The organism is Bacillus sp. FSL K6-6540, assembly GCF_038007545.1.
On the sequence record NZ_JBBOXH010000001.1, the window covers coordinates 1,132,843 to 1,144,915 of the forward strand.

A 12,073-nucleotide genomic window follows, 5' to 3' on the forward strand; every position below is an offset into this window, starting at 1 on the left:
GAGATTATATTGACGGAAGCAAAGCAGCATCACATTTTGGCGATTGGCGGGCATGCGGGCGACATGGATCTTACGGCAGGGGCCGTGATCGCCAAATACACGCAGGCTGGCCACAAAGCGACGTTTCTTCATCTAACGCCGGGAGAGAAGGGACATCCCCGTCTGACGCCGGAGGAATACGCAAAGCAAAAGATTGACGAAGCTCACCAATTTGCCGATATCGTCGGCGCGGATGTGCGGTTCCTTGCTTACAAGGATGCCGAGCTTCCGCTGGACGAGGAAGTGAAGTATCAGGTCGCCGACGTCATACGGGAAGTGAAGCCGGATATCATCATTACGCATTGGAAGGAGAGCATTCATAAGGATCATTCCAATACGCATTATATCGTGGAGGACGCCCGCTTCTACGCGGGCTTGAAGACGATTGAGCGCGAGCTTCCGTCCCACTATGCCCAGCATTTATACTATGCGGACAATTGGGAGGATCCGTACGATTTTCATCCCGAGGTCTTCATCGACATTCCGGACGAAGCCTATGAAACGTGGGTGAGAGCCATGAACGTGTACGCTTATGCGCGCGGGGAAACCTACGGCTTCCCGTTCATTGAATACTACAAGGCGCTCACGATCGTACGGGGAGCGCCAATGAACTTCAAGCGCGCGCAGGCCTTCGCTGTTCCGAGAGGCGCGTTGACCAAACGGTTACAATTTTTCTAAATATATGGTTTTTCATCCAATCAACTGGAATAATCGCTAACATTCTCACAAAAAAATTGTGAGAAATACCAAAACATCCACTGACATTATACCTATCTTTTGATATAATGAGTGATGTTACGGGGGAACACGTACGGAATCATATATAGAGAATACAAACAGGAGAGGAAGTCTTCCATAGTGGAGGCTTCCTCTCTTTTCGTTTCGTTCGTCAAGAATTGCGAAGAATGGGGACATAGCGTTTCCGAATGCAGCTCTGGCGGGAAGGCGAGACGGAAGGGCAGCTGTTGCATTTTTCAAAATCCATGGTATGATGTATTTAAAGAATCTTAAATTAAAGATATTTAGGCAGGTTTCAGGGCAGCCTATGATGGGGTTCCCGCCTAGTTTATGATGTGATTTTTAGGGCAGCCTTTGGTCCTATTGAGCTATTCCAGGGTATTCTAACTAACATTAATGGTGTCAAACGGATTCGAAATTGAACCATATAACCAATCGAAAGGAGACAATATAAATGGAACATACGCATATTTACCGCCAGGGAACTTCTTCCGAGGCACCAACCTTACTATTGCTGCACGGTACCGGGGGGAATGAGGAGGATTTGCTGCCGCTGGCCGAGATGGTCTCGCCCGCATCGAATGTGCTCGGCGTCCGCGGAAATGTACTGGAGAACGGTATGCCAAGATTTTTCCGTCGTCTCGCTGAAGGCGTATTCGACGTAGAAGATCTCGTGAAACGCACGCAGGATCTGAATGAATTCCTGAATTGGGCAGCTGCCGAGTACAGTTTTGACCGCAGCCGTATCGTAGCGGTTGGTTATTCGAACGGCGCCAATATTGCCGCAAGCCTGCTGTTCCACGAAGGGGACGCGCTGCAAGGGGCCATTCTCCACCATCCGATGGTTCCGCTGCGGGATAAAACCTTGCCGGATTTGACCGGCGTTCCGGTCTTTATCGCGGCCGGCCGGCGCGATCCGATGTGCACGCCGCAGGAGAGCGAGGATCTGAACGAACTATTGAGCGGGGCAGGCGCGGACGTGAAGCTGCATTGGGAGAACGGGGGACATCAGCTCAGCCGTGCAGAGGTCGGGATGGCCGCTGCCTGGTTTAAGGAGAAGTTCCTGTAATACCGGGCATGCCAAGATCCATGATGCGTTCCCTGTCTAATCAAGTAAAAATGAAAGCGAATATGATCAAAATACCGTCAATACGTTGGCGGTATTTTTTTTATACTTAACCCATCGAATAAGAATCGAGGGGGTCCGACATGGCACAGACAATGGAGACGATGAAGAAGCCTGGCGCCCAGCCGACTCGGGAGGACAAGTCCAGGGGATCCTTGCAGCGGGGAGAGAACCTATGGGGGATCGCATTCGTAAGCCCGATGCTGATCGGCGTTATCATTTTGGTGCTGTTTCCGATATTGGCTACGCTCGTGCTGGGTTTTGCTGATTGGAATTTCGTGCAGGGCTGGGACGGCATCCAGTGGGTCGGGTTTCAGAATTTCCGCCAGCTGCTGGAGGATGACATGTTTATCAAGTCGGTACGCAACAACATCTTGTTTCTCCTGACGGTTCCGGTCTACATGATGATCTCGATGACGCTGGCCATTTTGATCGACCGGTTTGTCTATATGAAGGGCTATTTTAAAGTGGCTTACTTCATGCCCTACATATCCAACATCGTGGCAGTAGCCGTCGTATGGCAGGTACTGTTCCAGCCGTCCTACGGTCCGATCAACGAAATACTCCGGACGCTCGGGATGTCCGATCCGCCCAAGTGGATCGCGGATCCCAATTTCGCGCTGATTTCCATCATGCTGATATCGATCTGGATCTCCATCGGCTTCAATCTGATTATTTATATCGCCGGCCTGCAATCCATTCCGAAGGATCTGTACGAGGCGGCGGACATCGATGGAGCCAACGGCTGGACCAAGTTCAGGCGCATTACGCTGCCCCTGCTGTCGCCGACGTCATTTTTCCTGCTGGTAACGGGGATTATCTCCACGTTCAAGGTCTTTGATATCATTGCCGTCATGACGCAAGGGGGACCGATCGGCTCGACGACCATGATGGTGTGGTATTTGTACGATACGGCATTCGTCAACCTGAAGGTCGGTTACGCATCGTCCATTGCCGCGGTTCTGTTCGGCTTTGTCATGCTGATCACGCTGGGGCAGTGGGCCGCTCAGAAGAAGTGGGTCAACTACTAAGAGGGAGGGTGCTATATGGGGACAAGAGTCGGCGTCGACTGGCGCAAGCTTATCGTCACGATCGCGATGTTCGCGGTGAGCATTCTGTTTCTCCTTCCTTTTATCTGGATGCTGGTGACATCCTTTAAGGTGGAGCGTGACGTATTCGTATATCCGATTCAATGGATTCCGCGGGAGTGGAACGCGATTCAGAATTACAAGGAGGTATGGTTCGGGGATTATCCCTTCTATCTCTATTATTGGAACTCGATCAAGGTCAGCATACTGACCACGATCATCTCGGCCATGGTATCCGCCCTGGCGGCCTACGGCTTCTCCAAAATCCGGTTTGCCGCCGGCAATTGGCTGTTCATCATCGTGCTGGTGACCTACATGATTCCGGGCCAGGCTATTCTAATCCCGCAGTTTATTCTGTACCGCAACATCGGGCTGTTCGACAACCATTTCGGCCTCATTATGCTGGGAAGCTTCAGCGTGCTGGGAACGTTCATGCTCAGGCAATTCTTCATGGGGGTGCATCAGGAATTCATCGAATCCGCCAAAATCGACGGCGCAAACCATCCGCGGATCTTCTGGTCGATTGCGCTGCCGCTGGTGAAACCCGCTGTTGCCACGTATGCGATCCTGCGGTTCATCTGGACGTGGAACGATTATCAGAATCCGCTCATCTTCCTGCGGACGGACCGGCTGTTCACGATTCCGCTGGCGATGCAGAAATTCACGTCCTTGAGCGGAGAATTCTATTCCCTGATCATGGCGGCAGCCGTGTCGGCGATATTCCCGCTGCTGATCGTTTTTATCATCGGCCAGAAGAGCGTCATCGAAGGCATTGCGCTGGGCGGGGTCAAGAGCTAGGGATCTCGGGAATGAACGGGGTAAAAATAGTTCCAACATCAGTAAAGATTGTTTTATGGTTATGATGTAAGCGCTCTATATAATGTGGATAGTCACAGCTAGAATCGTCACGACCTTACATACCGATATCAATGGGGAGGGTTATAGACAATGATGAACAAGAAATGGTGGTCAGGCGTTCTCGCGGCCGCGATGGTGATCGGCTTGCTGTCCGGCTGCGGCGGAGCGAAAGAGAATGCGGCGCAAGGTGATTCCGCGCAAGGCGGGGGCAAGACCAATCTGAGGCTGTACACCTATGGCACGGAGGAAGCTTACAATTGGAAGAATACGATCCAAGCCTATGAAGAGGCAACGCCGGGCGTGACCATTGAGCTGGTCCAGCTCAGCGAGAAGGGGGATACGCAGGAGGCATTCAAGAAGCTTGACCTGGAGGCGGCATCCTCGGCCCAGATGGACATCCTGATGTTCAGCGATCCGGCGGGTTATGCGCAGCGGGTGGCGCTCGGCATGGCCGAGCCGCTGGACGACTTTATCGCGAAGGACGGCTACAGCGTGGAAACGGATTATAAAGTGGATACCCGCCTCGACGGCAAGGTCTATGCGCTGCCCGGCAAGTTTAACCCATGGTATGTGCTGCTGAACAAGGATCACCTGGAGGAAGCGGGGCTGTCGGTTCCGACGGACTGGACCTGGGACGAATATGCGGATTATGCCAAAAAATTGACCCAGGGCGAAGGAGCGTCGAAGCGCTACGGGACGTACTTCCACGGTCCGCAAGGGGGCGGATGGCTGGAATTTCTGAAGCTGATGATGGCCAATCAGCCTCAGGATACCGACTATTTGAAGGCTGACGGCTCTTCCAATCTGGATAACCCGACCTTCAGGCAGACGCTGGAGCTGCGCGTGCGGATGGAGAAGGAGGACCAATCCTCGGTGCCTTATACGGACATGATCTCCCAGAAGCTGAATTACCGGACCCAATTCTTCAATCAATCCGCGAGCATGATCACGATCGGCAGCTGGATGAACACGGAGATCGGCGGAACGGATAAAGTGCCGCTGGACTTCAATGTCGCCGTAGCCCCATTCCCGAAAAACGAGGCAGGCGATCCGACGGGACTTACGCCGGTCACCACGGATTACGTGGCGGTGGCTGCCAAGTCCAAGCATAAGGAAGAGGCTTATAAATTCGTCCGCTGGTACACAACGGAAGGGCAGATCGTGCAGGGCAAGAACATTCCGGCCTGGCAGCAGGTGAAAACCGAGCAGGTGGAAGAGATCATCGACACCATTCTTTCGGCCACGAAAAGTCCGGAGAAGGTAGACAAAAAATCGCTCGTGGACACATTGGTTGCCTCGAAGGCCTCGGCCATCGTGCCGCCGGCGCCTTATCAGGCGGAAGTGTACGAGGCGGTGAACGAGGAATACGAGAAACTGATTCTGGGCAATCAGGATATTGATCAGACCATTGCGAATTCGCAGGAGCGAGTGAACAAAATTATAGAATCCAACAAAAAATGATCTGGTATAATAGACAAAAAAATCGGGACGGAACTCTTCGTCCCTTTTTTTGAATTCGCGTACATCATTCCCGTCACGCCATACCCGAGGTGGATCCTATGCCCGCACGATTGAAGAGCCTGATCCCGAGATCCATCAGGCATAAGCTGATATTGGCTGCGATAACCTGTATCGTCGTTCCCGCCATCGTCAGCTTGATCCTGTATAATTCGTTAACGAAAGAAGCCTTGCGGCAGCAGGCGGTGTCCAATGCAAGCGATGCCCTTCAGCTTGTCCGAGGATCGGTCACGAATCTGCTTCAGAGCAAAATCAATATCGCCAACTACATCCAGATGAATTCCGGTTTGAATTCCTATTTCAAGCAGGTGGTCTCCGGCAATGAAGACCCGGATCCTTATCGCAGGTTCATGGAATCCAACCGGGTATTGGAGCATCTGGACAGCTTGACGGTCGTCGGCGAGAAAAGTTATGTGACCGTCATCCTAGAGAACGGCTCCTATTACATGAATTATTCCGTAAGCGATTACAATCCGCTCGATTACAGGCAGCGCCCCTGGTTCAGCCAGATTTTGGAGCTGCAAGGCTTGGAGTCCCTATGGACGGAGCCGGAAGCCACGATGTTCCGCCCCGACCAGATCGATCATCCGACGCAGCTATCGATGGTGCGCACGCTCCGGCTGCCGGATTCCGAGATATACGGCTACGTGATCGTGACGTTCATGGAGGATCAGATCAGCGGGATCTTCAACTCCCTTTCGGAAGGCAACGATATGGTGCTGCTGGATGCCAAGGGAACCATCGTTTCCGGCACTCATCAGAGCCAGATCGGAACGACCTTTGCATATCACGATGACTTGGATCAAGAAAAGCCGTATTCGATCGTGCCGATGAAAGGGGAGAAGCAGCTGATGGTACACCAGGACATTCCGTTTGCCGGATGGCGCCTGGTGCTGATGCAGCCGTACAAGGATGCGATCGTCAATATCAACTCGATTTTCAACCGGGTGTTTTGGTTCCAGATGTGCTCCTTCCTGATCTTTCTGCTGCTGCTCATTGGACTTGTCCGCGCGTTTACCAAGCCGTTAGTCAAGCTCGGCAAAGTGGCAACCGCCGTACAGCGCGGAAACCTGGAAGTCAGGTCGAATGTTCATGGCAATGATGAGGTTGGACGGCTGGGTCATTTATTCGACGACATGCTGGACCGGTTCAAAGCCATGATCTCGGAAATATCCGAGAACCAGGCGAGAAAACGCAAAGCGGAGCTCCGAATGCTCCAAGCCCAGATCCATCCCCATTTTCTGTTCAATGTCCTGAATTCGATCCGGATGAAGGTCATGAAACGAGGCGATCCCGAAAGCGCGAAGATGATCGGCTCCCTGTCCGTGCTGCTCCGCATGACGATCAGCCGCGAGGAGGACGAGATTGCGCTTCACGAAGAAATCGACCTGATCTCGCATTACGTCGCCCTGATGAACCTTCGGCAGAAGGAGGAGGTCAGGCTGGAGCTGGATATCGCGCCGGAGGCTTTCCTCTTCAAGGTGCCGCGCTTCTTTCTGCAGCCGATCGTGGAGAATGCATTAATCCATGGGCTCAACCAGCAGGCAGGGACGATTCGGATTGCAGCCGCCATGAAGGGCAGGCATCTCGTGCTGGCGGTGAAGGACGACGGCATCGGCATGGATGCTGCGATGAGGGAATCGATTGCCCGGAGAATCCAGGGCGGCTCCGCCGGATCTTCGATGCAGGAGGAGGCAAGCGGAGGCAGCTTCTCCCATATCGGTCTGCAAAATGTGATGGAACGGATGAGCATGGTGTTCGGCGAGGCTTTTCAATGTCGCGTCTACAGCGAGCCTGGCCAAGGAACGGTGATCGAGATGTATATACCGGAAAGAGGGAATGCGGATGTATAACGTGATGCTGGTGGACGATGATTACCCGGTCATTGAGCTGTTGTCGGAGGCCATCTCGTGGAATGAGCTGGGCTTGAATCTGATGGGAAGCTATGAGAACGGAATGAGTGCTTGGGAGGAGGCGAAATCTTCGCCCCCGGACATTCTGATTACGGATATCGGCATGCCAAAAATGAACGGGCTTGAGCTGTCCGCACGCATCAAAGAAGTGAAGGCCGATGTGCGGATCGCCATTTTGTCCTGCCACAACGAATTCCAATATGCCCAGCAGGCCATGCGCCTGAACGTGCAGGATTATCTGCTGAAGGATACGCTCGACCCCGAGGAGCTGGCACAGCTGCTGAGGCGGTTCAAGCAGGCAATGGACGAGGAGGCCCAGAAGGGCTGGGAGCGGTCGCGGATGATCCATCTGGTGGACGAATCCAAGGAGCTGCGGAAGGAACAGAGCCTCAAAAATTTCATACACCAGCCCTTGCTGTCCCCCGAAACATGGCGGCATGAGCTGTCGGAGTACGGAGTGCTGAAGCCGGGTTATCACTGCCTGCCCGCGGTCGGACATCTGGAGGATGTCCGGGATATCAAACACCGCTTCGCCTCCAACCAGACGCTGCATTTTGCCCTGGGCAACGTGCTGCGGGAGGTGCTGGAGCAACTGAATCCGAGTGCGGTGCATGTCATATACGATGCAAAGTCTTCGCTGCTCCTCTTCGCGTATCGGCCCGGCTTGGGCAGCAACATTTACGATGAGGCCGCCGCCTGCCTGAAGGAGGTGCAGCGAACGCTCGAGCGCGTGCTGCGAATCCGCATGTCGTTCCTGATCGGCCGGGGCTGTGCCGATCCAGAAGGTTTAAAGGCAGGGCTCAATGAACTGCTGGCCAGCCGGCATCAACGATTCTATCTGGAGCCGCTTGAGATATCCAAACTGAACGGAGCGCTTGAACAGAAAAGTCTGCATGGGGATCCCGATCTCTTCGTTTATTATGACCGGGCCAGCTCGGAGCTGCGGGAATCGCTGCTCGGCAAAGAGGGCTCCGGCGCGGCGCGCGATACGGTTGATCGGTGGATCTCATGGATTCAAGGCAAGCGGTACGCACCGGAATCGGTCAAGGACTGGGTATTGAAGCTGCTGCTGGATCTGAAGCTGAGGCTTCATCTCCTGCATTCGCTGTCACCCGCCTATACGGCGGATGCGCTGCACAAAGAGATCATGGACATGGATTCCCTGAACGAGCTGAAATCCTGGCTTCACGATTATTTGGAATCCACCATGCAGGCTATGGATCGAGGATTCGGGGGCAGCAGAAGATCGGAAGTAGCGGAGGCCTGCAAATACGTGTCTCTTCGGCTCGACCAGAGGATCACGCTGGATGACGTTGCCGGCTGCCTGCACCTGAATCCGAGCTATTTCAGCCGCATGTTCAAGAAAGAAACCGGCGTCACCTTCATCGAATACGTTACCCGGATGAAGATGGAGCGCGCCAAGGAGCTGCTGCAGCAGACAGACCGCACGGTCGGGGAAATCTGCGAAAGTCTGGCCTACGACAATGTGAGTTATTTCAGTAAGACATTCAAGGCGTATGCGGGAGTAACCCCCGTAGAGTTCCGGAACGGTTGAACGGGAGTTGAAACGGGCGTCTGAACGGGCGTCGAAATGGGGAGGAGGTTTTAGTCCGATGAACAGGATGCAGGAGCTAACAACGATTGCGAACGGGATGGCTCCCGCCGATCTGCGGATGTATTACCTAGGCGGGGACCAGAGGTCATTCTGGGAAGGCATTCAGCGAAGCGGGGATTACGAGCAGGACATATCCGAGATTCGGGAGGAAGGGGAGCGGCTGCTGTCTGTCCCGAACCCGGCGCTGACGTATGACTTATTCACCCGGTTTGCCCGGCAGGGAACGAGGCTGGATTATGAGAAGGTGTATTTCGAGCGTAGGCGCCGGCTGAATACCTTTGCCCTGCTGACACTTCTCGAGCCGGATAAGGAAGCGTACCGGATTGCTCTCCAGGAGATGATCTGGTCCATCTGCGATGAGTATACCTGGTGTTTGCCGGCGCATCTGAACGCGGAATCGCCCGGCGGCATCAAGGGGACGATTGATCTGTTCAGCGCCGAGACCGGGTTTACCCTCAGCGAAATCCGCGTGCTACTGCGGGACCGTCTGCCTTCGCTGCTGATCTCGAGAATCGGGGAGGAGGTTGAAGCGCGGTTGTTCCTCCCTTTCCTAAGCCGTGAGCACGGCTGGGAGACGGCGACGCATAATTGGTCTGCCGTCTGTGCCGGTTCAATCGGCTCCGCGGCGCTGCTGCTTATGGAAAGCGGGGAATCTCTTGCGAAGGTTCTGCTGAAGACGGAGCGGTGCATGGACTATTACCTGCAGGGCTTTGGCTCCGATGGAGCCTGTCTGGAAGGGCTGGGATATTGGAATTACGGGTTCGGGTATTTCGTGTATTATGCCGATTTGCTGCGCAAGCGCACCCGAGGCGAGATGGACTGGTTCCGATCGGAGAAGGTCGGCCGCATCGCCTTGTTTCAGCAGCAGGGCTTTTTGGGAGGCAAGGCCGTCGTCAACTTCTCCGATTCGCAGCCGGAAAGCACGGTACATATCGGCTTGTCTCATTATCTGGCCGGATTGTACGGGGACTTCGAGTCTCCGCCGCAGTCTCTCCGGTCGGGTTACCGCGACGACCATTGCAGCCGCTGGGCTCCGGCTTTGCGCAACCTGATCTGGCGGAACCCCTTGCTGGCGGGAAGCGATTGGGAAGAGGCAAGTTATTATTTGCCCGATGCCCAGTGGCTGATCTCCCGCATTTCCCATGGAGGCGAGGTGTACGCGTTTGCCGCCAAGGGCGGCAGCAACGGCGAGCCGCACAATCATAATGATCTTGGGCATTTTATCCTGTACGGCGCCGGGGAAGTTTGGTGCTCGGATCTCGGCTGCGGCGAATACACGGCAGAGTATTTCGGCGAAGGACGGTATGGCTATGATTGCAACGGCTCCCAAGGCCACTCCGTGCCGATCATCGACGGCCATGTTCAGCAAGAGGGCCCGGATAGCGCCGCGGTTGTATGGGAAGCGGTGACGGGTGAAGCCGTGGATCGGCTTGCGCTTGAGCTGACCTCGGCCTACCGGGTTCCTGCGCTTCAGTCATTCACGAGGACGCTGGAGTGGAACAAGCAGGGGAACCGGCCGGAACTGACGCTGAGCGACCGGTTTACGTTCGGTTCGCCCCCGGAGAGTCTGGTGGAGCGGATCGTCACCAGGATACGGCCCGAGCTGGTACTGATCGATGGCCGGCAGGCTGTTAGGTTGCGGGCACCGGGTACTTATGAGCAAGCAGAGGCAGGAGGACCAGAAGTCGTTCAGGCCTTAGAAAAGAAGAAGGAGCCGATTGCAGCTGAAGAAGGGACCGGGGAGCAGCCTAAGGTACAGGACACAAAGCCGGATCCTGCCTTTTCCGTGGATGACAGGCCCGGCCTGCTGATCCACTATGATAACGACCTTGTGGAGCCTGAGCTGACACGCCATGTTTTCCGTGATCACTTCGGCAAGGAAGCAGCTTGGTATGCCGTGGATTTTAAAGTGAAGGCCCTTGGCTTGCATGCGAATATCGATTTCAGATTTCAATTCATATGAACAGAGGAGTGGAGAGGAATGAAAACGGAGGTCGCTTTGGATTGGTTGACGGAGGCATGGGAAAAATCGCTTGCGAAGACGCGGCGGAACGTAGCGCGGATCGGCGCGAGGTTTCCGCATGCCAGCCAGAATGGCGTCTACCAGCTGGAGCCGCCGCATTGGTGGACAGCCGGCTTCTGGCCGGGCATGCTGTGGCTTCTGTACAACGATAGCGGGGTGGCGGAGCTTAGAACAACCGCCGAGCAGTGCGAGGTCATTCTGGATGACGTACTGAACCAATATGTGCGTCTGGACCATGATCTCGGCTTCATGTGGACGCTGACCAGCATGGCTTCCTACAAGCTGACCGGCAGCGAACAGTCCAAGGTACGCGCGCTCAAGGCAGCCAACTACCTGGCTGCACGCTTCAACCTGAAGGGACAGTATATCCGAGCCTGGAATCCGTGGTCGGAAGGGGAGGATAACTCGGGCCTCGCGATCATCGATTGCGCCATGAATACGCCCCTGTTATTCCTGGCGTCGCAGATCAGCGGCGATCCCCGCTACCGGCATATGGCCGAAGCGCATATGGACACGGTGGTCCGGGACTTCGTCCGGCCGGACGGTTCCGTCTATCACATCGTACGATACGATCCGGTTACCGGTGAGCGCCTGGAAGGGATCGGCGGGCAGGGCTTTGCGCCGGAATCCGCCTGGTCCAGGGGAACGGCGTGGGCGATTTACGGCTTGACGCTTGCCTACCATCATACGGGCAAGTCGATATACCTCGATACGGCCAAAACGGTGGCGCATTTCTTTCTGGCGAACCTGCCGGAAGACCATGTGCCGTTCTGGGATTTCCGCGCGCCGGACGATGCCCGCATCTACCGGGATTCGTCCGCCGGTGCCTGCGCCGCCAGCGGGCTGCTGCTGATGGCTGACAAGGTGGAGCCGGGACAGGCGGCCGTATACCGGACATCAGCGGTCCGGATTCTGAAATCGCTCTACTGGAATTACGGCACATGGGACAACGATGGGGAGGAAGGGCTGATACTCCATGGAACCAGCCACTATCCGGAGGGCAAGAATATCGACGTGCCCCTGATTTACGGCGACTTTTTCTTTGTGGAAGGACTGGCGCGGCTGAGAGGGAAGGGGCCGTTTTACTGGGAATAACGGAGATTGAAGCGGCGCTCTGGAAGGAAATAGTAGAAGTAAGGCAAGGAAGAGGATAAG

General features: G+C 55.0%; 9 protein-coding genes. All 9 read left to right on the plus strand.

Translation table 11 applies throughout. The annotated features are described in order from the left end of the window. The first annotated feature begins 9 nt into the window (after positions 1-9). The 9 genes from MHH82_RS04900 (at position 10) to MHH82_RS04940 (ending at position 12,013) form a co-directional block, all read left to right on the plus strand. The gene (locus MHH82_RS04900; protein ID WP_009592358.1) at positions 10-717 is read left to right on the plus strand and encodes a PIG-L deacetylase family protein; all 708 of its coding nucleotides are present in this window, start codon (positions 10-12) and stop codon (positions 715-717) included. A gap of 514 nt (positions 718-1,231) precedes the next feature. Next, positions 1,232-1,846, plus strand: a complete 615-nt coding sequence (locus MHH82_RS04905; RefSeq protein WP_251499901.1) for an alpha/beta hydrolase — start codon at positions 1,232-1,234, stop codon at positions 1,844-1,846. 140 nt (positions 1,847-1,986) lie between these two features. Then, positions 1,987-2,934, plus strand: coding sequence for a carbohydrate ABC transporter permease (locus MHH82_RS04910; RefSeq protein WP_036661923.1), 948 nt, complete (start codon positions 1,987-1,989; stop codon positions 2,932-2,934). A 15-nt stretch (positions 2,935-2,949) separates the two neighbouring features. Next, positions 2,950-3,789, plus strand: coding sequence for a carbohydrate ABC transporter permease (locus MHH82_RS04915; protein ID WP_340963850.1), 840 nt, complete (start codon positions 2,950-2,952; stop codon positions 3,787-3,789). Between the two features lie 150 nt (positions 3,790-3,939). Continuing rightward, positions 3,940-5,310 (plus strand): ABC transporter substrate-binding protein, encoded by a 1,371-nt coding sequence (locus MHH82_RS04920; protein ID WP_340963852.1) that lies wholly within the window; start codon positions 3,940-3,942, stop codon positions 5,308-5,310. Positions 5,311-5,408: 98 nt separating this feature from the next. After that, positions 5,409-7,220: a cache domain-containing sensor histidine kinase gene (locus MHH82_RS04925; RefSeq protein ID WP_340963853.1), complete on the plus strand. Its 1,812-nt coding sequence runs from the start codon at positions 5,409-5,411 to the stop codon at positions 7,218-7,220. Continuing rightward, positions 7,213-8,835, plus strand: a complete 1,623-nt coding sequence (locus MHH82_RS04930; RefSeq protein WP_340963856.1) for a response regulator transcription factor — start codon at positions 7,213-7,215, stop codon at positions 8,833-8,835. The genes MHH82_RS04925 and MHH82_RS04930 overlap by 8 nt, the downstream gene beginning before the upstream one ends. Positions 8,836-8,893: 58 nt before the next feature. Continuing rightward, entirely contained in the window at positions 8,894-10,858 is a 1,965-nt protein-coding gene (locus MHH82_RS04935; RefSeq protein WP_340963859.1) for a heparinase II/III family protein, read from the plus strand. A gap of 18 nt (positions 10,859-10,876) precedes the next feature. Next, positions 10,877-12,013, plus strand: coding sequence for a glycoside hydrolase family 88 protein (locus MHH82_RS04940; RefSeq protein ID WP_340963862.1), 1,137 nt, complete (start codon positions 10,877-10,879; stop codon positions 12,011-12,013). Positions 12,014-12,073 lie beyond the last annotated feature (60 nt).

Bases quoted from the DNA above. Each gene is read 5' to 3' on its own strand.
- MHH82_RS04905 (WP_251499901.1), top strand. From the start codon at position 1,232: ATGGAACATACGCATATTTACCGCCAGGGAACTTCTTCCGAGGCACCA.
- MHH82_RS04910 (WP_036661923.1), top strand. From the start codon at position 1,987: ATGGCACAGACAATGGAGACGATGAAGAAGCCTGGCGCCCAGCCGACT.
- MHH82_RS04915 (WP_340963850.1), top strand. From the start codon at position 2,950: ATGGGGACAAGAGTCGGCGTCGACTGGCGCAAGCTTATCGTCACGATC.
- MHH82_RS04920 (WP_340963852.1), top strand. From the start codon at position 3,940: ATGATGAACAAGAAATGGTGGTCAGGCGTTCTCGCGGCCGCGATGGTG.
- MHH82_RS04925 (WP_340963853.1), top strand. From the start codon at position 5,409: ATGCCCGCACGATTGAAGAGCCTGATCCCGAGATCCATCAGGCATAAG.
- MHH82_RS04930 (WP_340963856.1), top strand. From the start codon at position 7,213: ATGTATAACGTGATGCTGGTGGACGATGATTACCCGGTCATTGAGCTG.
- MHH82_RS04935 (WP_340963859.1), top strand. From the start codon at position 8,894: ATGAACAGGATGCAGGAGCTAACAACGATTGCGAACGGGATGGCTCCC.
- MHH82_RS04940 (WP_340963862.1), top strand. From the start codon at position 10,877: ATGAAAACGGAGGTCGCTTTGGATTGGTTGACGGAGGCATGGGAAAAA.